At 60.0% G+C, this 21,179-nt stretch carries 20 protein-coding genes and 3 tRNA genes; 15 read left to right on the plus strand and 8 right to left on the minus strand.

From position 1 onward, the window contains the following. The first annotated feature begins 65 nt into the window (after positions 1 to 65). The 9 genes from atpD to BY454_RS07780 are packed head-to-tail and all read left to right on the plus strand — an operon-like array spanning position 66 to position 6,708. Positions 66 to 1,466 carry a F0F1 ATP synthase subunit beta gene (gene atpD, locus BY454_RS07740; RefSeq protein ID WP_258075594.1) on the plus strand — a complete coding sequence of 467 codons (1,401 nt, stop codon included), beginning with the start codon at positions 66 to 68 and terminating at the stop codon, positions 1,464 to 1,466. Next, entirely contained in the window at positions 1,456 to 1,884 is a 429-nt protein-coding gene (locus BY454_RS07745; RefSeq protein ID WP_219820616.1) for a F0F1 ATP synthase subunit epsilon, read from the plus strand. Before atpD ends, BY454_RS07745 begins: the two co-directional genes overlap by 11 nt. Then, positions 1,877 to 2,197: an AtpZ/AtpI family protein gene (locus BY454_RS07750; RefSeq protein ID WP_219820617.1), complete on the plus strand. Its 321-nt coding sequence runs from the start codon at positions 1,877 to 1,879 to the stop codon at positions 2,195 to 2,197. Before BY454_RS07745 ends, BY454_RS07750 begins: the two co-directional genes overlap by 8 nt. Continuing rightward, complete coding sequence (locus BY454_RS07755; RefSeq protein WP_104416122.1) at positions 2,184 to 2,501, plus strand: ATP synthase subunit I; 318 nt, start codon at positions 2,184 to 2,186, stop codon at positions 2,499 to 2,501. Before BY454_RS07750 ends, BY454_RS07755 begins: the two co-directional genes overlap by 14 nt. Beyond that, positions 2,498 to 3,211 carry a F0F1 ATP synthase subunit A gene (locus BY454_RS07760; protein ID WP_104416123.1) on the plus strand — a complete coding sequence of 238 codons (714 nt, stop codon included), beginning with the start codon at positions 2,498 to 2,500 and terminating at the stop codon, positions 3,209 to 3,211. Before BY454_RS07755 ends, BY454_RS07760 begins: the two co-directional genes overlap by 4 nt. Before the next feature lie 12 nt (positions 3,212 to 3,223). Next, on the plus strand, positions 3,224 to 3,502 hold the full coding sequence (locus BY454_RS07765) for a F0F1 ATP synthase subunit C (RefSeq protein WP_104416124.1): 279 nt from the start codon (positions 3,224 to 3,226) through the stop codon (positions 3,500 to 3,502). Positions 3,503 to 3,505: 3 nt separating this feature from the next. Next, a complete protein-coding gene (locus BY454_RS07770; protein ID WP_104416125.1) occupies positions 3,506 to 4,276 on the plus strand; it encodes a F0F1 ATP synthase subunit delta in 771 nt (256 codons plus the stop codon). A 4-nt stretch (positions 4,277 to 4,280) separates the two neighbouring features. Then, positions 4,281 to 5,810: an alternate F1F0 ATPase, F1 subunit alpha gene (locus BY454_RS07775; RefSeq protein ID WP_104416126.1), complete on the plus strand. Its 1,530-nt coding sequence runs from the start codon at positions 4,281 to 4,283 to the stop codon at positions 5,808 to 5,810. Position 5,811: 1 nt separating this feature from the next. After that, on the plus strand, positions 5,812 to 6,708 hold the full coding sequence (locus BY454_RS07780; RefSeq protein WP_104416127.1) for a F0F1 ATP synthase subunit gamma: 897 nt from the start codon (positions 5,812 to 5,814) through the stop codon (positions 6,706 to 6,708). Positions 6,709 to 6,922: 214 nt separating this feature from the next. On the opposite strand, the gene BY454_RS07785 is transcribed toward BY454_RS07780, so the two are convergent. The 6 genes from BY454_RS07785 to alaS form a co-directional block, all read right to left on the minus strand. Continuing rightward, a tRNA-Arg gene (locus BY454_RS07785) sits at positions 6,923 to 6,999 on the minus strand. Positions 7,000 to 7,021: 22 nt separating this feature from the next. Further along, positions 7,022 to 7,098, minus strand: a tRNA-Arg gene (locus tag BY454_RS07790). A gap of 62 nt (positions 7,099 to 7,160) precedes the next feature. Beyond that, positions 7,161 to 7,251, minus strand: a tRNA-Ser gene (locus tag BY454_RS07795). Between the two features lie 126 nt (positions 7,252 to 7,377). Continuing rightward, complete coding sequence (gene csrA, locus BY454_RS07800) at positions 7,378 to 7,575, minus strand: carbon storage regulator CsrA (protein ID WP_104416128.1); 198 nt, start codon at positions 7,573 to 7,575, stop codon at positions 7,378 to 7,380. A 174-nt stretch (positions 7,576 to 7,749) separates the two neighbouring features. Further along, the gene (locus BY454_RS07805) at positions 7,750 to 8,985 is read right to left on the minus strand and encodes an aspartate kinase (RefSeq protein WP_104416129.1); all 1,236 of its coding nucleotides are present in this window, start codon (positions 8,983 to 8,985) and stop codon (positions 7,750 to 7,752) included. 27 nt (positions 8,986 to 9,012) lie between these two features. Further along, positions 9,013 to 11,643: an alanine--tRNA ligase gene (gene alaS / locus BY454_RS07810; protein ID WP_104416130.1), complete on the minus strand. Its 2,631-nt coding sequence runs from the start codon at positions 11,641 to 11,643 to the stop codon at positions 9,013 to 9,015. Positions 11,644 to 11,784: 141 nt separating this feature from the next. Here alaS and BY454_RS07815 point away from each other — a divergent pair, with 141 nt between their 5' ends. Next, complete coding sequence (locus BY454_RS07815; protein WP_104416131.1) at positions 11,785 to 12,330, plus strand: RDD family protein; 546 nt, start codon at positions 11,785 to 11,787, stop codon at positions 12,328 to 12,330. Between the two features lie 20 nt (positions 12,331 to 12,350). Here BY454_RS07815 and lptG read toward each other — a convergent pair whose 3' ends face one another. Continuing rightward, entirely contained in the window at positions 12,351 to 13,412 is a 1,062-nt protein-coding gene (lptG, locus tag BY454_RS07820) for an LPS export ABC transporter permease LptG (protein WP_104416132.1), read from the minus strand. After that, entirely contained in the window at positions 13,405 to 14,508 is a 1,104-nt protein-coding gene (lptF, locus tag BY454_RS07825; RefSeq protein ID WP_104416133.1) for an LPS export ABC transporter permease LptF, read from the minus strand. Before lptF ends, lptG begins: the two co-directional genes overlap by 8 nt. 246 nt (positions 14,509 to 14,754) lie before the next feature. Here lptF and BY454_RS07830 point away from each other — a divergent pair, with 246 nt between their 5' ends. The 5 genes from BY454_RS07830 (at position 14,755) to BY454_RS07850 (ending at position 21,173) form a co-directional block, all read left to right on the plus strand. Next, the gene (locus BY454_RS07830; RefSeq protein WP_104416134.1) at positions 14,755 to 16,245 is read left to right on the plus strand and encodes a leucyl aminopeptidase; all 1,491 of its coding nucleotides are present in this window, start codon (positions 14,755 to 14,757) and stop codon (positions 16,243 to 16,245) included. Beyond that, entirely contained in the window at positions 16,235 to 16,747 is a 513-nt protein-coding gene (locus tag BY454_RS07835; protein WP_104416135.1) for a DNA polymerase III subunit chi, read from the plus strand. Before BY454_RS07830 ends, BY454_RS07835 begins: the two co-directional genes overlap by 11 nt. A gap of 90 nt (positions 16,748 to 16,837) precedes the next feature. After that, entirely contained in the window at positions 16,838 to 19,690 is a 2,853-nt protein-coding gene (locus BY454_RS07840) for a valine--tRNA ligase (protein ID WP_104416136.1), read from the plus strand. Between the two features lie 3 nt (positions 19,691 to 19,693). After that, complete coding sequence (locus BY454_RS07845) at positions 19,694 to 20,596, plus strand: ketopantoate reductase family protein (RefSeq protein ID WP_104416137.1); 903 nt, start codon at positions 19,694 to 19,696, stop codon at positions 20,594 to 20,596. A 19-nt stretch (positions 20,597 to 20,615) separates the two neighbouring features. Then, positions 20,616 to 21,173, plus strand: a complete 558-nt coding sequence (locus BY454_RS07850; RefSeq protein ID WP_104416138.1) for a cob(I)yrinic acid a,c-diamide adenosyltransferase — start codon at positions 20,616 to 20,618, stop codon at positions 21,171 to 21,173. Positions 21,174 to 21,179: the final 6 nt, after the last annotated feature.

Below are 21,179 nucleotides of genomic sequence, written 5' to 3' on the forward strand. Positions count from 1 at the left end.
CCTGACTCTCTGCTAATCTCTTTTTGGAGAGTCGGGTAAAACCATCAGGGTGGATGGACATGAACATGGCCTCGCCAGCGAATCATCTGGGCACCATCACAGCCGTGCGCGGCAATGTGGTGGATGTGTGCTTTGCCTCATCCCTTCCTCCCCGAAATTCCGAACTGAGAACCGGCAAGGACTGGCAGGTTGTCCTGGAGGTTCAATCCCACCTTGATACCACCACTACCCGCTGCATCGCCCTGACTACAACGCGCCGGCTGGCCCGTGGCATGCCGGCAAAATACACCGGAGCCGGCCTACAGGTACCTGTGGGTACCGCCCTGCTGGGCCGCATGCTCAATGTGTTCGGCCAACCCATTGACGGGCTGTCAGCCCTGGACCTGCCCGAACACTGGCCGATCCACCGCCCGATACTTCCGCTTTCCGAACGCACCACCAGCACCGAGATCTTTGAAACCGGCATCAAAGCCATTGACCTTCTGGCACCCCTGGAGCGTGGCGGGAAATCAGGCATGTTTGGCGGAGCCGGGGTTGGCAAGACCGTGTTGATCAACGAGCTGATCAACAACATGGCCGAACAGTACGAAGGGATCAGCCTGTTCTGCGGCATTGGCGAACGCATGCGCGAGGCGGAGGAAATGTACAACGCCATGCGGGAATCCGGGGTTCTTGAGAAGGCCGTGCTCATCTATGGCCAGATGAACGAGCCTCCCGGCGCACGATTTCGGGTGGGCCACACCGCCATGACAGTGGCCGAGTATTTCCGGGACACCGAGAAGCGCGATGTGTTGCTGCTGATTGATAACGTGTTCCGCTTTGTGCAGTCAGGCACCGAGGTGTCCGGGCTGATGGGCCGCATTCCGTCCCGTGTGGGGTACCAGCCCACCCTGGCGACGGAGCTGGCCGAACTGGAAGAACGCATCTGCAATTCACGCAACGCCGGCATAACCTCGGTTCAGGCGGTTTACGTGCCGGCGGATGACCTGACCGACCCTTCCGCCACCCATATCTTCTCTCATCTGACTGCATCGATTGTGCTGTCGAGAAAACGCGCCAGCCAGGGGCTTTACCCCGCCATTGACCCATTGCAAACCGACTCAAAAATGCTGACTCCCGCCATCGTGGGGCAAAGGCATTATCAAACCGCCCAACAGGTTCGGAGCACACTCGCAGAATACGAGGACTTAAAGGACATTATTTCCATGCTTGGCATGGAGGAGCTTTCCCGGACAGACAGGGCAACGGTCACCCGAGCCCGCCAACTGGAACGGTTCCTGACCCAGCCCTTTTTCACCACCGGCCAGTTTACCGGCAAAGGAGGCCGCCTGGTGCCGCTGGCAAAAACCATCGATGGCTGTGAGCGGATCCTGGCCGGCGAGTTTGAAGGCGTCCACGAAGCCGCGCTGTACATGATCGGCGACATTGATGAAGCCGACGTTCCGGAGGCCAGCCATGAATCCTGATACCCCGGACACCTCAGCCTTCATGAACCTCCGCCTGCTGCTGCCAACCCGGATCCTCCTTGAGCAGGCCACCACAAAGATCATCGCCGAAGCCGACAATGGCGAATTCTGCCTGCTGCCACGACACGTGGATTTTGTGGCAGCCCTGGTGCCCGGCGTTCTTTCCTTCTTTACCACTGACGGAGAAGAACGCTTCGCTGCCGTGGACCGGGGCATTCTGGTGAAGTGCGGCAGGGACGTGGCCGTGTCCGCCTACCAAGGTGTTATTGGTGACGATATTGGCGAGCTGCAGACCCTGATTGATGAGCAGTTCCTGCAGCTGGATGAATCCGAACGCAAGGCCCGAACCGCGCTGGCACGACTGGAAGCCGGCACCCTGAGGGGCTTCCTGGATCTGCGGGAGCAGTTCCGTGGCTGAACACAAAGGCCCGGGCAGCGGGGGCCAACCACCCGCTGATCTGGGCAAGACCGTGGGCCACCGGGCAAAACGCAAACAGAAAGCCCGTGCCCGGAGGCAGCGTTCGGCCTGGTTCGGGCTGGGCATGTTCGGGCTGGTGGGGTGGTCTGTCGCCATTCCCACCCTGACCGGGATTGCACTGGGGGTGTGGGCAGACAGCCGATGGCCGGGCGCCCACTCCTGGACACTGACGTTTCTGATTATCGGGGTCGCACTGGGTTGCCTGAACGCCTGGTACTGGATCAAACAGGAGAGCGGCAATGATCGAAAGTAATGTCTTTTCTGGCCCGCTGCCGGGCTATATTGCCAGCCTCGGGCTGGGCATAGCGCTCGGCCTGTTCTTTCTCTGGGGATTGTGGCTGACCGTTCGCACCCTGCCTGACAGCAACCGACCGGCGTTATTAATGCTGGCCAGCCTGGTACTGCGCTTTGGCGTGGTGGTGGCGGGCTTCTTCCTGGTGGCGCGGTATGGCCAGTGGCCGCACCTTATGGTCGCAGCCGCAGGCTTCACCCTGCCCCGGCTGTTGATCACTCAGCGCGGACCTGCGACTGAGCCCCGAGGAGGAACGGGGCCATGACCATCACACCCGACAGCGTTATTTACGGGCAATGGGGGCCGCTGGTCCTGAATGCCACCATTGTCTTTACCTGGCTGGTGATGGCCATCCTGACCGTTGGTTCGTGGCTGGTCACCCGCCATTTGTCAGACGGCCCTGAGCTTTCCCGGTGGCAGAACCTGCTGGAGGTGCTGGTGACCGGCATCCGGGACCAGATTGCCCAGGTCAGTCACCAGCAGCCGGGCCCTTACCTGCCTTTCGTAGGCACCCTGTTCCTGTTCATTGCCCTGTCCAACCTGCTCAACGTGGTGCCCGGCTACCTGGCGCCGACCGGCTCACTGTCCACCACAACCGCCCTGGCGATCTGCGTGTTCGTGGCGGTGCCGCTGTTCGGCATAACCAGCCAGGGCGCGGGCCCGTTCCTGAAACACTACATCAAACCCACGCCGCTGATGCTGCCGTTTAATGTCGTGGGCGAGCTATCCCGGACCGTGGCCCTGGCGGTCCGGCTTTACGGCAACATCATGAGTGGCACCGTGATCGTCGCCATTCTCCTGAGCCTGACCCCCTATTTCTTCCCGGTGGTCATGCAGTTGCTGGGGCTGTTAACCGGCATGATCCAGGCCTACATCTTCGCCATCCTTGCCATGGTCTACATCGCTTCGGCAACCAGCGCCCATGAGCGCGGCAATGGCCAGGAACAACCACCAACACCGAATGATTCCCCGTGAAGGAGCCACCCCATGGACAGCATCTCTCTGATTGGCATGATTTCGGTCTTTACCGCCGGGCTCACCATCGCCGTGGGCTCCGTTGGCCCAGCCCTGGGCGAGGCGCGGGCTGTCGCCCAGGCCCTGGCCGCCATCGCCCAGCAGCCCGATGAGTCTGCCACCATCACCAGAACCCTGTTTGTCGGGCTTGCGATGATCGAGTCCACGGCCATTTACTGTTTTGTGGTGGCCATGATCCTGATCTTCGCAAACCCGTTCTGGGATTACGCTACGGCTGCTGCGGGAGGCTGATCCATGGCCATTGACTGGATCACCGTATCGGCCCAGGTCGTCAACTTTCTGAACCTGGTCTGGCTGCTGAAGCGCTTTCTCTACCAGCCGATCATCCGTGCCATGGACAACCGGGAAAACGGCATCCGTAAACGCATGGCTGCCGCAGCCGACCGGGAAGAAGCAGCCACCGGCACCAGACAGGCCTATGAACACAAGCAGGCCGAGCTGGAGCAGGAACGCAACGCCCTGCTGGAAGAGTCCAGACGCGAGGCGCGGCATACCCAAAAGCGGATGCTCGACCTGGCCCGGGAAGAAACCACGCGGGTACGACACCAGTGGATGCAGGAAATTCAGGAGGAAAAACACGCATTCATTGATAGCCTGCAGCAACAATCCCTGGAGGCGGTCGAAACCATTACCCGCCGGGCCTTTGCGGATTTGGCGGACGAACAACTGGAACACGGGATTGCGCGCCTGTTCCTGCGCAAACTCGGGGAAATGGAAAGTGGACTGCCGGCCCCATCCCACAGCGCCGACGAGCCGGTGATCATCTACAGTTCATTCCCGCTGGATGAAGAGCTTCAGGGCGAGCTGGCTCAGGCGGTGCGGGAGAAAATCGGGAATGACGAAGTTCCCGTGCACTTCCAGCAGTCTCCAGAGCTGATCTGCGGCATTGAACTGGCACAGGGTGGTCAGGTGATCAGCTGGAACCTGGCGGACTATCTGGATGAAACAACCGCCGCCATCAAGCAGGCCTTCCGACCGCTCGAAACCGACGGTACCGGAGGGTAATGCCATGCTCACGGCGATGCTCGATGACACTATGAACACCATCCGAACGGTGATTCGGGATACCCGCCCTACCCTGAAGCGCCAGGAAACCGGCACGGTTCTCCAGGTCGGTGGCGGCATCGCCCGGGTCAGTGGCTTGGCCAGTGTGGCCTCCGAGGAACTGGTGCGATTCCCGGACGGCGTGTTGGGCGTGGCCATCAACCTGGAGCCCGACGTAGTGGGCATCATGCTCCTGGGTGACAGCGACCGGCTCAATGCCGGCATCCGGGTCACTGCCACCGGTCGGGAAACCGACGCCCCGGTAGGCGATAGTTTGCTGGGCAGGGTCATTGATGCCACGGGCCGGGTTCTGGATGGCGGAAAACCCATAGATATCCATGAACGCCGGCCTATTGAGCGCCCTGCGCCGGAAATCATTGAGCGCTCCCCGGTTACCACTCCGCTGGAAACGGGCATCAAGGCCATCGATGCACTGATTCCGGTGGGGCGAGGGCAACGGGAGCTGATCCTGGGTGACCGCCAGACCGGAAAAACCTCCGTGGCCATCGACACCATCATCAACCAGCGAGGCAAAGGAGTGGCCTGCGTATACTGTGCCGTCGGTCAGCGGGCTACGTCGGTCGCCAAGGTGGTGGAGACCCTCCGCCAGCACAGAGCACTGGAACACACACTGGTGGTGGTTGCCTCTGACGATGACCCACCGGGGCTGCGCTACATTACGCCCTATGCGGCCACCACCATGGCCGAATATTTTATGGAACAGGGCCGGGATGCCCTGATCGTCTACGACGACCTGACCCGACACGCCCGGGCCTACCGGGAGCTGTCATTGCTCCTGCGCCGCCCACCGGGGCGCGAGGCATACCCGGGCGATATTTTCTTCATTCATTCCCGATTACTGGAACGCAGCACTCACCTTCGCCCAGAGTTCGGTGGCGGTTCACTGACGGCGCTGCCGATTGTTGAAACCCAGGCCCAGGATATTTCGGCTTATATCCCGACCAACCTGATCTCCATCACCGATGGCCAGCTCTACCTGTCTCCCACCCTGTTCCAGAAGGGCCTTTTGCCAGCCATCCACGTAGGCAAGTCTGTCTCACGTGTAGGCGGCAAGACCCAGCATCCCTCCCTCCGGGCGGTGGCCAGCGATCTTCGCCTGGCCTACTCGCAATTTGAGGAGCTGGAGACCTTCGCGCGATTCTCCACGCGCCTCGACAAGGAAACCAGGGCCACCATCGAACGCGGACGGCGGGTCCGGGAGGTGCTCAAACAAACCGAACATCATCCACTGCGCGCCAGCGAGCAGGCCGGGATTCTGTCTGCGGTGAATGCGGGCTTACTGGATGATTTGCCCGTGGACAGGGTGGCGGAGGCGGAACAGTGCGTCCAGCAGGCCCTGGTCGCCAAACTTCCCGAGCTTTGTGATCGCATGGACCGGGGTGAAAAGCTCCACAAAGAACAGTGGGAAAAGATCCACGGGGTTATCCGCCAGGCCCTGGCCGGCATGCAGCCCCGGGAAGGGAGCCCGGGCTGACATGGAAACCCTCGAGCAGTTGCAGAAACAACTGGGCAGCCTTGAAGAGCTGCAGGGCATCGTTAAAACCATGAAGGCCCTGTCCGCCGCCAACATTCATCAGTATGAGCAGGCCGTGAAAGCGCTGACCGGTTATTACCGAACCATAGAAATGGGCCTGCATGTGGCCCTCAAAGACTTCGCGCCGTCTTCATTTCCGGCCCAGACCACCGGACACGAGCCCGCCACAGCCGCAGTGGTGTTCGGCACAGACCATGGCCTGTGCGGTCGTTTTAACGAGGAGATTGCGGGCTATACCGTGGAGCACCTGAACACGGTTGCCCCCTCGCCTGCCGGGAGAAAGATCCTGGCGGTGGGTTCCAGGCTGGCCGCAAGCCTGGAACAGGCCGGCCAACCGGTCGAAAAGTTGTTTCAGGTACCCGGAGCTGCCAGCCTGATCACCAAAACCGTGGAACGCATTCTTCTGTACATCGATTACTGGCAGGCACAGGAAGGATGCCGTGACATCTACCTGTTTTATAACCACCACTCGACACTGCAGGGTTATCACCCGACCGTCGTCCAGCTGCTGCCGGTAGACCTGAAACAGTTCCACACCCTGGAACAAGAGCCCTGGCCTTCACTTGGGCTGCCGACGTTTTCCATGGATCGGCAAACACTGTTTCGCCGATTGCTCGATCAGTATCTGTTTGTGCTCATTTTCCGCGCCTGTGCTGAATCACAGGCCAGTGAGCATGGAGGAAGGTTGGCGGCCATGCAGGCGGCAGAGCGAAGTCTGGATGAGAAAGTTGGGGAGGTGACCCAGGATTATCGCCGGGCCCGGCAGTCGGTGATTACTGCGGAGCTTCTGGATTTGGTGTCGGGGTATGAGGCGATTGGTTCAGACAAAAGGAATTAAAAATCCAGCGGCAAATGCGGAGGAAGGTATCGAGGGAGGATTATTCGGGCCTGCGGCCCTCACCCCTTCGGGGCCGCCTTCGCTTCGCTCCGGCGTTCCTCAACCCGCGTTGCGGGTTTCGGTCGAACCTATTTCGGTTCAAATTCTCCCAGCTATACAACGCAAAACGCCTCAGCCTGTGGGGTGCACAAACTGAGGCGCTTTGACTTTAATATGGCGCGGCTGGGAGGATTCGAACCTCCGACCGCCTGGTTCGTAGCCAGGTACTCTATCCAGCTGAGCTACAGCCGCTTAAAACTGATTGTGGCGAAAGTGGCGCGGCTGGGAGGATTCGAACCTCCGACCGCCTGGTTCGTAGCCAGGTACTCTATCCAGCTGAGCTACAGCCGCGCATTCTTTTTCGCTGTGGTTGAAGGCTAATTCAACCGGCTCTCTATTTCCTGAAAGGAAAATGGCGGAGAGGGAGGGATTCGAACCCTCGATACGCGCAATGCGTATGGTTCCTTAGCAGGGAACTGGTTTCAGCCACTCACCCACCTCTCCTTGAGAACGGGGCGTATACTACCACAATATTTCTGTTTTCATAGGGTTGACACGAACTTTTTCGAATCGATTTTCCCCTGAAAACAAAAAATCCGCTCAGGTTGCCCGTGAGCGGATTTTTATTGATCAGTAGTTGCCCGGTTCCGGCTCCTCACTACCTTTTTCGGACTGGATGCGCTGGTAGATCTCTTCCCGGTGAACAGCCACATCTTTTGGCGCGTTAACACCGATGCGAACCTGATTGCCTTTTACACCCAGTACGGTCACGGTAATTTCATCACCGATCATCAGGGTTTCGCCAACGCGGCGAGTCAAAATCAACATATCCCTTTCTCCCTAATCCAAAGCTACCTGTTCCGACAGCGTTTGTATTTACTTGTACTTTTATAATGTGATCATCGATCACACTAAAGCCGCAATAATACTTATTTAGCCAGATTATTCCATAGCGATAATCAATTACCCACAAAATGCACCATTTAGGTGCGCATCAATAAGCTACTGACCACCGGCTGCGGGGTTCTCCAGCTCGAAAGCACTGTGCAGCGCACGTACGGCAAGCTCCAGATATTTCTCGTCAATCACCACCGAGATTTTGATCTCGGATGTGGAGATCATCTGGATGTTGATGCCTTCGTTGGAGAGGGCCTCAAACATGCGAGTGGCTACCCCTGCGTGCGAACGCATGCCAACACCAACAATACTGACCTTGGCAATCTTGGTATCGCCACCCACTTCCCCGGCACCGATCTCGGCGCTGGTGCCACGTAACACTTCCTGGGCACGTTTAAAATCATTGCGATGCACGGTGAAGGTGAACGCGGTTTTGTTATCTTCGCCCACGTTCTGAACGATCATGTCTACTTCAATATTAGCGTCACTGACCGGCTTGAGAATACGAAGCGCGCTGCCCGGGGTGTCCGGCACGCCGGAAATGGTCAGTTTGGCTTCATCGCGGTTGAACGCAATGCCGGAGACAACGGGTTGTTCCATGGCGTTTTCATCCTCAAAAGTAATCAGGGTGCCCTCGCCTTCCTGGAAGCTGGAAAGCACCCTCAATGGAACGTTGTATTTACCTGCAAACTCAACGGCCCGGATCTGGAGTACTTTCGACCCCAGGCTGGCCATCTCGAGCATTTCCTCAAAGGTGATCCGATCCAGACGACGGGCACTGTCCACCACACGCGGATCGGTGGTGTAGACACCGTCCACATCCGTATAGATCTGACACTCGTGCGCCTTGAGCGCCGCCGCCAGCGCGACAGCCGTGGTATCGGACCCGCCACGGCCCAGCGTGGTGATGTTGCCGGCTTCATCGATACCCTGGAACCCGGCCACCACCACTACGCGCCCCTGATCAAGATCTTCACGCATGCGGTGTTCGTCGATGTCCTTGATGCGAGCCTTGGTGTGGCTGCTGTCGGTCAGGATACGAACCTGGCTGCCGGTGTAAGAGCGGGCATCGCAGCCGCGTTTTTTCAACGCCATCGATAAGAGCGCAATGGTGACCTGCTCGCCGGTGGAGACCAGGACGTCCATTTCCCGGGGCACCGGTTCTTCCATAATTTCGTTGGCCAGACCAATCAGGCGGTTGGTCTCACCACTCATGGCCGAGACCACCACGACCACATCGTGCCCTTCCCGGCGGAACCGGGCCACTCGTTCGGCCACCGCCTCAATCCGCTCGGTTGTGCCGACGGACGTACCTCCAAACTTCTGAACCAGCAGAGCCATGCTTTCGCGGCCTCCGACAATAAATGTTTATCCGATGTTTTGCTCAACCCAGGCCGGCACGCCAGCCAGGGCATCGGCCAGTTTGGACGGATCGTTACCGCCACCCTGGGCCATGTCCGGCCGACCGCCGCCTTTGCCATCCACTTCAGCGGCCAGGTGCTTCATCAGGTCACCCGCCTTGATGCGGTTGGTGGCAGACTTGGTCACACCTGCTACCAGTACGACCTTGTCACCGTCCACGGTAGCCAGCACAACCACGCCCTCACCCAGCTTGTTCTTCAGCTGGTCAGCGGTTTCCATCATGGCTTTACGATCAGCCCCTTCCATCTGGGCGGCCACCACTTTCAGGCCGGCCACTTCGACGGCGGAGCTGGCCAGATCGTTACCGGCTGAGCTGGCAAGCTTCGCTTTCAGGGCATCCACTTCTTTTTCCAGCTGACGGTTACGCTCCAGCGTCTGCTGAACCTTGCTGACCACCGAATCCCGAGTGCCTTTTACCAGTTTTGCGGTTTCACGCAAGGTTTTTTCGGTGTCGTCCAGCCATTCCAGGGCACCAAAGCCGGTTACTGCTTCAATACGACGAACGCCGGAGGAGATGCCGCTCTCGGAAGTAATGCGGAACAGGCCGATGTCGCCAGTGCGACTAACGTGGGTACCACCACACAGTTCCACCGAGTAACGGTCTTCGCCCATGCTCAGCACCCGGACCACATCGCCGTATTTCTCGCCAAACAGGGCCATAGCACCTTTGGTCTGGGCGGTTTCCATATCGGTGATGTCGATATCGACCGGGGTGTTCTGCAGGATCTGTTCGTTCACCTGGCGCTCGATCTCCTGCAACTCGTCAGCGGTCACCGCTTCGAAATGGGAGAAGTCGAAACGCAGCTTGTCCGGGTCCACCAGGGAGCCCTTCTGGCTCACATGTTCACCCAGCACCTTGCGCAAAGCGGCGTGCAGAAGGTGCGTGGCGGAGTGGTTGCGCTTGATGCGTTCGCGGCGAGCGTGATCAATGCGGGCATCCACTTCCAGGCCCGGGAACAGCTCGCCCTCAATCAGCGTACCTACGTGCAGGTGGTTATCGCCTTCTTTCTGGGTGTCCGTTACCTGGAAGCGGCCACCGCTCCAGGTCAGCAGGCCGGTATCGCCCACCTGGCCACCGGATTCGGCATAGAACGGAGTGCGCTCAAGCACCACCACGCATTCATCGCCCGCTTCGGCGTTGCGCTCTTCGCCACCGACCAGCACGGTGCGGATGCGCTCGTGGCCGTCGATGTGGTCGTAACCGGTGAATTCGGTCTCGCCTTCAATGGTGATGCCGGCGGCGTTGTAGTCGATACCAAACTTGCTGGCCGCCCGGGCGCGCTCGCGCTGGGCTTCCATGGCTTTTTCATAGCCCACGTAATCCAGGGTCAGGCCACGTTCGCGGGCGATGTCGTTGGTCAGGTCCACGGGGAAACCGTAAGTGTCGTACAGGGTAAACACGGTCTCGCCCGGGATTTCCTTGCCCTTGAGTTCGGCGATGTCCTGCTCCAGCAGGCGCAGGCCCTTGTCCAGGGTCTTGGCGAACTGCTCTTCTTCCTGCAGCAGCACCTTTTCAATCTGCTTGCGGCTGCTGACCAACTGCGGGAAGGCCTCGCCCATCAGCGCCACCAGCGCACCGGTGAGCTTGTAGAAGAACGGCTGGGTGGCGCCCAGCTTGTTGCCGTGGCGGGCTGCCCGGCGAATAATCCGGCGCAGTACGAAACCACGGCCTTCGTTGGACGGCATCACACCATCGGAGATCAGGAAGGCGCAGGCACGGATGTGGTCGGCCACCACGCGCAGGGAGGCTTCGGTGGTGGGCACGCCGCCCAACAGCTCAGACGCTGCTTTCAGCAGGTCCTGGAACAGGTCGATTTCATAGTTGCTGTGCACGCCCTGCAGTACTGCGGTGATGCGCTCAAGGCCCATGCCGGTGTCCACAGACGGCTTGGGCAGGTTGAGCATCTCGCCGTCGGCGGTGCGGTTGTACTGCATGAAGACCACGTTCCAGATTTCGATGTATCGGTCGCCGTCTTCTTCCGGGCTGCCGGGAGGTCCACCGGCCACGTCCGGACCGTGGTCGTAGAAGATTTCGGTACACGGGCCACAGGGACCGGTGTCGCCCATCTGCCAGAAGTTGTCGGAGGCGTAACGGGCGCCTTTGTTGTCGCCAATACGCACAATGCGCTCAGCCGGAACGCCGATTTCCTGGTTCCAGATATCAAAGGCTTCGTCGTCTTCGGCGTAAACCGTGATCCACAGTTTTTCGGTGGGCAGGTTCAGCCACTTCTCGTCAGTGAGGAAGGTCCAGGCAAAGTTGATGGCCTCGCGCTTAAAATAGTCACCGAAGCTGAAGTTGCCCAACATTTCGAAGAAGGTGTGGTGGCGGGCGGTGTAACCCACGTTTTCGAGGTCATTATGCTTGCCGCCGGCCCGCACACATTTCTGTGTGGTGGTGGCCCGGGTGTAGTCGCGCTTTTCCCGACCCAGGAACAGGTCCTTGAACTGGTTCATCCCCGCGTTGGTGAACAACAACGTGGGGTCATCGGCCGGCACCAGTGAACTACTCGGAACAATGGTGTGACCCTGCTGTCGGAAATACTCTAGAAAAGCCTGTCGCAACTCAGCGGTTTTCATAACCCTTTGATACCCTCTCAGAAACCCGGCGATACCGCCGCCGGATCTGCAATTGAACATGAATGCTTACATGCGTGCGCAAATCCGCTACTCTAGCACACGCCGAGAACAGGAAAAACGAGAAACCTTACAGGAGAACCCATGCCCCGACGCTTTCATGACGCCGAGGAACTGCTTCCACCAGCAACTGCCCTTAAGCGTGCACTGGCCATTATTTATGATGGTCTGATCAGCATTGCTGTTCTGCTGGTAACCACCTGGGTCTATACCATGATTGCCGGCTGGGCAACGGGCTGGGACCGCTACGAGCAGATGGCCGAAGCCGGCCAGATTTCCGGCGATCCTGGGCTCACCTTCGTGCTGTACCTGGTACTTTTCCTGTTCTTCGCTTACTTCTGGACCCGCATCGGGCAAACGCTGGGCATGCAGGTATGGCGGGTACGCATTGAGAACCTGGACGGCACCTCGGTGAGCTGGACACAATCACTGATCCGCTACGTGACTGCGTCTTTTGTGGTGTTTCTGGCCATCCTCGGCGCCTTTTACATCGGCGCGATTACCCTGCTGTTGACCATTCCCGCCATCATCGCCCTGTTCTACCCGATCAACGGCCTGTCACTGACCGATCGCGCTTCAAACAGCGTGGTCGTGGCCCTGCCCAAGACAGCCAAGAAAAAGAAAGCCTGACCTGATCATGCCCGGGCCGCCTAACCGGCCCGGCGCATCAGAATCGCACCTACCACGGCGTTAATCGCAATCGGGGCCAGGACCGCCAGCACCGGATTGAAGCCGTACACCATGCTCATGGGGCCAAGCAGGTCCTGCATGTACTTGAACACCAGCCCCACCAGCAGACCGGTGAACACCCGGAACCCCATGGTTACCGAGCGCAGCGGGCCAAACACAAAGGAAATCGCCACCAGCACCATCACGGCGGTGCCCACCGGCATCAGCACTTTCTTCCAGAATGCCAGCCAGTAACGTGCGGCACTAAGCCCCTGCTCGCCCAGGTAATTGGCGTAAGTGTACAGGCCCGACATGGACAGGTTTTCCGGCTTGACGATCAACACGCTCAACACACTGGGCGACAAACCGGTCTCCCAGCGCACCAGCGATTCCTGCTCACGCACCGTGCGCTCATCCTCCAGGCGAGTGGAAGTCACGTTTTCCAGCAACCAGTAATCGCCCTGATAGATTGCCCGCTTGGCAAACCGCGAGACCTGCAATTGCCGCTGGTCATCAAACTTGAACAACGACACCCCATGCAACACGCCGTTGGGTTGTACGGCATTCAGGTGCATGAAGGTATTACCTTCCCGGTGCCAGACACCGTGGGCTTCCGCCACGTTACGCCCGGCACCCAGGGCCACCGCCTTGTCACTCTGGGCGATGCGCTCCGTGGTCGGCGCCACGTATTCACCAATGCCCACACCAAGCAGCACCACCAGCAAGGCGGGCTTCATGGAAGACCAGACGATGCGCTTAAGAGAAACACCGGCCGCCCTGATCACGGTCAGCTCCGAAGAACTGGCCATCGCACCCAGGCCCACCAGACAGCCCATGAAGGCGCCCAGCGGCAGGTAATCGTATATCCGTCTTGGCAGCGTGAGTGCCACATACCAAAGCGCCTGCAGGGTCTGGTAATCGTTACGGGTGTCTTCCAGCTCGGCGATAAACGCAAAGATCACATCCAGCGACAGCACCACCACCATTACGAGGAAAATGGCCCCGCCCACGGTGCGCATGACATAACCATCGATCTTATGCATGGGCACGGCCCTCCTTCTCCAGTCGGCGCCGATTCAGCCAGGCCGGGCCGAAATGCAGCCAGAGACCAAAGGCAAGAAACAGTACATGCACCCACAACATGCCGATCCACTCCGGCACTTTTTCATCCGCCAGGGCATCGCGGGCCACAATCAGCAGCCCCAGGTAGGTGATATAGACCAGCATGGCCGGCAGCAAGTGAAAGAACCGCCCCTGGCGCGGGTTCACCCGGCTCAGGCGCACCGCCAGCAACGTCACGATGGGTACAATGAGGGGCAGAGACAGCCGCCAGTGCAGCAGGGCGCGGTCTTCCGGATCATCCGAGCGCCACAATTCCAGCGTACTCACACCCTCTTCCAGGCTCTTGTCGCCCGCCTCGCCACTCTGGACCTTCAGGCCATAAGCCTCAAAGCGAGTGGCGTTGTAATCCAACTGGCCCGGCGTGCCCTGGAACCGCCCGCCATTTTCCAGGATCAGGAACCGGCTCCCGGTTTCCTCATCAATCAGCTGCGAACCAGTGTCGGCCGTAATCAGGGTCACCCCCTGGCCGTTGCGATCGTATTCGGCGATAAACACGCCCTGCAGCTGGCGCTTGTCATCACTCAGGGCCTCGGTGTAGGTCACACGATTACCGGAGGTGAAATCCTGGAACCGGCCCGGTGCCAGCATTTCGAACTCCGTGGCCTTGGCCTGTTCATTGAAAATCCGCTCCACCTGCTTCATGCCCCAGGGCGAGACAAACAGGCTCATGGCTGCCACCACCAGCATCACCGGCAAAGCGCCAATCAGGGTTTTGCCCAACAGCTGCCGGTCACTCACCCCACAAGCGAACAGAACCGTCATCTCGCTTTCCAGGTACATGCGCCCGTAGGCCAGCAGAATACCGATGAACAGCCCCAGAGGCAGGATCAGCTCCAAAAATCCGGGAAAGCGATAGCCCATGATGGAAAACAGCACGCCGGCGGCCAACTCGCCTTCAGCTGCCTCGGCCAGGTACTTGATAAAACGACCACTCATGAACACCAGCAGCAGGATGCCGGAAACAGCAAGCATGCTGACCATGATCTGGCGGATGAGATAACGGAAAACGATAGTCAAATCAGTCTCTCTGGCTGTTGCCAAGCGGAAGATGGAAGATTCACAAAACTGCCGCGTATTCTATGTAACCTTGCCTGCGAATGACAGCGCCAGGGCCATCGAGTAAAAGGATAGTAAGGATAGACCGGCGGTGATCTGGAGTTATTCACGGGCTCCCTTGATAAATCGCGCAATTACCCCAATCCTTACGTACTATCCGAAAGCCAAAACCGGCGGACGAACCACATTGAACGTAAAGGAGTTGCCATGAACTTCAGTCTGAGCAGTAAAGCCATTACCGCAACCAAAGCCGATTGCCTGGTTGTCGGACTGCCTGAAAAAGGCGACTGGCCGGAATCCACCAAAGCGGCCGACGAGGCGCTGGGCGGACTGATCGGGCAATTCAGCAAGGCCGGCGACCTGACCGGCAAAAACGGCACCATCAATACCCTGCCCCTGGCCGAACAGCCCTGGCCTCGCTTGATGGTGGTTGGTACCGGTAAAGACAGTGACCGCACCGCCGCCAATTTCCGCAAGGCGGTGAAAGCCATGGCCGCGGCAGTGAAAGATATTCCCGGCAAGAGTGCCCTGATCGCCCTGACCGACACCGAGATCCAGGGCGAAGACAGCGTTCGCTCCGAAGCAGGCAAACTCAAGCTGATTGGCCAGATTCTGGAAGAACAGCTGTACACCTTCAACGACTACAAAAGCGAGAAGCCGGACAGCCGGAAACTGAACAAGGTTGTCGTGCAGGCCACCAGCGCCACCAAGGCCCTGAAAGACGCCCTGCACCTTGGCCTGGCCACCGGCCGTGGCATGAACTACACCCGCGACCTGGGCAACACCCCGCCCAATGTCTGCCACCCGGTGTGGCTCGCCGACCAGGCCAAGAAACTGGCCAAGGACTACGACAGCATCAAGACCGAAGTGCTGGACGAAAAGCAGATGGAAAAGCTGGGCATGAACACCATCCTGGCCGTCGGCAAAGGCTCCACCCAGCCCCCGCGCCTGATCGTCATGGAATACCGGGGCGGCAAGGCCAAAGACAAACCCTACGTGCTGGTGGGTAAAGGCATCACCTTCGATTCCGGCGGCATCAGCCTCAAGCCCGGCGAAGGCATGGACGAAATGAAATACGACATGGGCGGCTCCGCCTCCGTGTTCGGCACCATGCAGGTACTGGCTGAAACCAAACCGAAGATCAACGTGGTTGCGGTTGTCGCAGCCGCCGAGAACATGCCGGACGGCGGCGCCTCCCGCCCGGGCGACATTATCACGACCCTCTCCGGCCAGACCGTCGAGATCCTCAACACCGACGCCGAAGGCCGTTTGGTGCTGTGCGACGCCCTCACCTACGTGAAGAAATTCGACCCCGAAGCGGTCATCGACATGGCCACCCTCACCGGCGCCTGCATCATCGCCCTGGGCAACCAGGCCACCGGCCTGTACGCCAACAACGACGACCTGGCCGGCGAACTGCTGGCTGCGGGCGAGCGCACCGGCGACCGCGCCTGGCGCATGCCGCTTTGGGACGAATACCAGAGCCAGCTGGACTCCAACTTCGCCGACATGCAAAACATCGGCGGCCGCCCGGCCGGCTCCATCACCGCCGCGTGCTTCCTCAGCCGCTTCGCCAAGGACTACCGCTGGGCCCACCTGGACATCGCCGGCACCGCCTGGAACTCCGGCAAAGCCAAAGGCGCCACCGGCCGCCCGGTCCCCCTGCTGGTCGACTACCTGATGTCCCATGCAGGATAACCAGCCCAACCCACCGGAACCCGGCAGCCAAGCTGCCGGCGCTTCCGGCGCTGGTTCCGACAACCAAAACCAGCGCTACTGGTTCCACATCCTCGCCCAGGGCACCCCTGCCGCCAGAAACCTCCACGCCGCCAAACTCGTGGACAAAGCCTGGCAACAGGGCGACCGCGTATGCCTGCTCTGCGACACCGAAGACCAGGCCCGGGAACTGGACGACCTGCTGTGGAACTTCAAACCCGATGCCTTCATCCCCCACAGCGTCTCCACCAGCGAAGACAGCCCCTGCGACGACCCCGTCGGCATCCTGCTCTACCCGCCGGTAGCCACCGACTGGGACACCGTCATTGTCCTGTCCGCCACCCTGCCCAAAGACGCCGACCAGTACCGCCGCCTGGCCCTGGTGGCCCATAACGATCCTGAGGTGCTTAATCAGGCTCGGGGGCACTACAAGCAGCTGCGGGCGATGGGGATTGAAGCCAGAGTTCATGACATGCGGCGGTGACCCCACAGTTCGCCGCAACCAAAGCGACCATGTATAATCGGCGCTTTCAAAATTTCTTCCGAGCATCAACAACGGTCACTGCAGAAACCCATGGAAAAAACCTACCAGCCAGAAAACATCGAGCGCCAGTGGTACGAAAACTGGGAATCCAAAGGCTATTTCCGCCCCAGCGGTGAGGGCGAGTCTTACAGCATCGCCATCCCGCCCCCCAATGTGACCGGCAGCCTGCACATGGGCCATGCGTTCCAGCACACCATCATGGACACCCTCACCCGCTACAAGCGCATGCAGGGCCGCAACGCATTGTGGACCGTCGGCACCGACCACGCCGGCATCGCCACCCAGATGGTCGTTGAGCGTAAACTGGCCGCCGAAGAAGACAAAACCCGCCACGACCTGGGCCGCGAAGAATTCATCAAACGCATCTGGGACTGGAAAGAACACTCCGGTGGCACCATCACCCGCCAGATGCGTCGCCTGGGCAACTCCGTGGACTGGGACCACGAACGCTTCACCATGGACGACGGCTTCTACAAAGCCGTACAGGAAGTGTTCATCCGCCTGTACGATGAAGGCCTGGTATACCGCGGCAAGCGCCTGGTGAACTGGGACCCGAAACTGCACACCGCCATCTCCGACCTGGAAGTAGAAAACAAGGAAGAAAAGGGCTTTTTCTGGCACCTGCGCTACCCGCTGGCTGACGGCGAGAAAACCCAGGACGGCAAGGATTACGTGGTCGTCGCCACCACCCGCCCGGAAACCATGCTCGGCGACACCGCTGTAGCCGTGCACCCGGACGACGATCGCTACCAGCACCTGATCGGCAAGCACGTGCTGCTGCCGCTGGTGAACCGTCGCATCCCCGTGATCGCCGACCATCACGCCGACCCGGAAAAAGGCTCCGGCTGCGTGAAGATCACCCCTGCTCATGACTTTAACGACTACGCCGTCGGCAAACGCAACGAATTGCCGATGATCAACGTCATGACCCAGGACGCGAACATCCGGTACCAGGCCGAAGTGTTCAACTCCGATGGCACAGAAAACACCGAGATCGACGGCACCCTGCCCGGTGGATACGCCGGCCTCACCCGCGAGGAAGCACGCAAAAAGATTGTCGCCGACATGGAAGCCGAAGGCTTAGTGGAGCAGATCGAAGACCACGTCCTGTCCGTACCGCGCGGTGACCGCTCCGGCCTGATCATCGAGCCCATGCTCACCGACCAATGGTTCGCCGACGCCAAGACCCTGGCCAAGCCCGCCATTGAAGCGGTGGAAGACGGCCGCATCCAGTTCGTGCCCAAACAGTACGAGAACATGTACTTCGCCTGGATGCGCGACATCCAGGACTGGTGTATCTCCCGCCAGCTGTGGTGGGGCCACCGGATTCCGGCCTGGTACGACGCCGACGGCAACATCTACGTGGGCCGCAGTGAAGAAGAAGTGCGCGGCAAGCACACCCTGCCCGCCGACGTGGAACTGACCCAGGACGAAGACGTACTGGACACCTGGTTCAGCTCCGCCCTGTGGACCTTCGGCACCCTGGGCTGGCCGGAAATCACCGAACGCCTGAAGACCTTCCACCCCACCGACGTGCTGGTCACCGGTTTCGACATCATCTTCTTCTGGGTTGCCCGGATGATCATGATGACCATGCATTTCATGAAAGACGAAGACGGCAAGCCCCAGGTGCCCTTCCACACCGTGTACGTGACCGGCCTGATCCGCGACGAGCACGGCGACAAAATGTCCAAATCCAAGGGCAACGTCATCGACCCGCTGGACATGATCGACGGCATCGGCCTGGACGACCTGCTGGAAAAACGCACCGGCAACCTGATGCAACCCAAGCTGGCCGAAAAGATCGGCAAGCGCACCAAAAAGGAATTCCCGGAAGGCATCACCGCCCACGGCACCGACGCCCTGCGCTTCACCCTGGCGGCCATGGCCACCACCGGCCGCGACATCAACTGGGACATGAAGCGACTGGAAGGCTACCGCAACTTCTGTAACAAGCTGTGGAACGCCGCCCGCTACGTGCTGATGAACACCGAAGGCGAAGACTGCGGCGTCAACGACGAGCCGGTGGAACTGTCCCTGGCCGACCGCTGGATCATCAGCGAGCTGCAGCACTGCGAGCAGGAAGTCACCCGTCACCTGGAGCAGTACCGCTTCGACCTGGCGGCCTACGCCCTGTACGAGTTCATCTGGAACGAGTACTGCGACTGGTACCTGGAGCTGTCCAAGCCGGTATTGAACGACGACAACGCCACCGCCGAGGCCAAGCGCGGCACCCGCCGCACCCTGGTGCGCGTATTGGAATCGGTGCTGCGCCTGGCGCACCCGATCATGCCGTTCATCACCGAGGAAATCTGGCAGCGCATCGCGCCGCTGGCCGGCAAGGAAGGCGACAGCATCATGCTCCAGCCATTCCCGCAGCCGGACGCCAGCAAGCAGGACGCCAGCGTCGCCGCCGACATTGAATGGCTCAAGGGCGTGATCGTCGCCGTGCGCAACATCCGTGGTGAGATGAACATCTCCCCGGCCAAGCAGATTCCGGTGTTGCTCAAAGGCACCAGCGCCGAGGACCAGCGCCGGATGGACGATAACCGCACCTTCCTGATGTCCCTGGCCAAGCTGGAGAAACTGGAATGGTTCGAGGGCGACAAGGCACCCATGAGCGCCACCCAGCTGGTGGGCGAAATGGAAGTGCTGGTGCCCATGGCCGGGCTGATCGACAAGGACGCCGAGCTCAAGCGCCTGGACAAGGAGCTTGAGCGCCTGAACAAGGAAATCAGCCGTGTTGAAGGCAAGCTGAACAACGAGAAGTTCACTGCCAAGGCCCCGGCCGAAGTCGTTGAGAAGGAACGTGAGAAGCTGCGCGAGGCCCAGGGCAGCCTGGAGCGCCTGAGCAGCCAGCGCGCCGACATCGAGGCCATGTAAGCGGTGATTGCGATTCTGGGTGCCGGCTCCCTGGGCCGGCTCTGGGCCGCATCACTGCCACCCGGGCGGGCCGCCTTCGTGCCCCGTCCGGGGGTTCCTTCCGATTCCATCCGCTATCAGTTTCAACCCGTCACCGGCGATGCCTTTCCGGTCGAAATCCCACCGCTCGATTACGAACAATCCCCCGACCTGCTGTTGGTGACCACCAAGGCCGGCGACACCCTGGATGCACTTTGCGCCACCCTGTCACGCATTCCCGCAAGCACTCCTACTGTGTTGTTCCAGAACGGACTGGGCAGTCAGCAGGCGGTCGCCGACACCTGGCCCGAACGAGCCATCTTCGCCGCTGTGACCACCGAGGGTGCCAACCGCCCTGCTCCCGATATCGCTGTTCATGCTGGCCAGGGAGAAACCTGGGTGGGGCCATTAACGCCCGCCGCCGAGACGCAGCTGTCGAAGGTGATTCGGCCCCTGGCCGAGAGCGGTCTTACCCTGCATGCCGAGGCGGATGTGCTGCCCCGGCTGTGGCAAAAGCTGGTCATCAACGCGGGCATCAATCCGTTTACCGCGCTTCTGGATTGCCCCAACGGTGACATCCTCAACGCTCCGTTATTCCGACAATGGATTGACCCTTTGTGCCAGGAGATCGCCACTCTCATGGTCGCCAGCGGCCAGGGCCTGACATCGCCAGAACAGCTGCGGCAAAACATTGAGGCAGTGGCACGGAAAACCGCTGCCAACACGTCATCCATGCGAGCGGACGTCCGGGCCGGACGCATAACCGAGATTGGCTACATTAACGGTTACCTGGTGAACCTGGGACAGACACTCAATATCGCCACGCCGGTGAACCAAATGCTCACCGAGCGGGTACAACAACTGAGCGATTCACAGACCACCTGCTGACTGAGTAAGGGAGTATGCCATGGGCAACCGCCTGTCGAAGATCTATACCCGAACCGGAGACGATGGCTCCACCGGCCTGGCCGATGGCAACCGCATTGCCAAGAACGCCCAGCGGGTGGAAGCCATGGGCACCGCCGACGAACTTAACTGCCACATTGGCATCCTGGTGGAAGCGCTGCCAGCGGACGATGCGCTGGTAGAGGTGCTAAGGCGGATTCAGCACCACCTGTTTGACCTGGGCGGCGAGTTTGCCATTCCCGGCAGCAAAGTGATTGGCGAGGAACACATCAACTGGCTGGAAAATACGCTGGATGAGTACAACGAAGGCATTCCGCCACTGAAGAACTTCATCCTGCCCGGCGGTTCTCCGGCCGCTGCCCAGTGCCATATGGCCCGAGCCGTGTGCCGCCGCGCAGAACGGGTGGTGGTGGCGCTGGGCCATGAGGATTCGATCAACACCAATTCCCGGCATTACCTGAACCGGCTATCTGACCTGCTGTTTGTGGTGGCCCGGGTATTGGCGCGCCGGGAAGGTGCCCGGGAAATCCTGTGGGAACAGAAGAAATCCGGTCTCTGAGGGCCG

The sequence above is a fragment of the Marinobacter persicus genome, assembly GCF_002934325.1.
Lineage (GTDB): Bacteria > Pseudomonadota > Gammaproteobacteria > Pseudomonadales > Oleiphilaceae > Marinobacter > Marinobacter persicus_A.